Annotated in this window: 1 pseudogene; it reads left to right on the forward strand. The window is 65.1% G+C overall.

The window, feature by feature from the left end:
• Positions 1–559: pseudogene (locus HLUSI_RS29280) on the forward strand (hypothetical protein); the annotation flags it as partial.
• Positions 560–561 lie beyond the last annotated feature (2 nt).

The raw sequence follows: 561 nt of genomic DNA on the forward strand, positions 1-561 counted from the left end.
ACTCAGCAGCGCCGGTGCGATCCAGATACTGGCCGGCCGCGTCATCAAGGCCGGCGCGCTCGACATGAAGGCTGCCAACGGTATTTACGGCAGCACCAACGCCGCTGCGCTCGACATCGTGACCGATGCCGTACAGGCGAAAAACACGGGAGCGGGACCGATACGGTTGGCCAATAGCGGCAGCAATCTGTCGGTAGGCGGCGCCAGCAGCTATGGCATTCAGCAGCAGGGCGCCGGTAACGTTTTTCTTGAGAATGCAGGCGGCTACACAACCACGATCAACAAGGCCGTCACCACCGTCGGCGGCAACATCACGATCGACGGATCGGGCGCGCTGACGCTCTTGAGCGGCGTAAGCACCGCGGGCGGTAATGTGGCGCTGACGGTCGCCGGCAACGCCACCAGCGAGCTGGGCATCTTCCAGTCCATCAACGCCGGCGGCGGCAACGTCGCGTTGATCTCATCCGGCGCCGTCTACGGCGGCACCGGCACCAACGACGTCACCGCAGGCACGCTCAGCATCACGGCCAACGGTACCTCCACGCGCGGCGCCCCGTAATG

This window comes from Herbaspirillum lusitanum P6-12 (assembly GCF_000256565.1).
Lineage (GTDB): Bacteria > Pseudomonadota > Gammaproteobacteria > Burkholderiales > Burkholderiaceae_D > Herbaspirillum > Herbaspirillum lusitanum.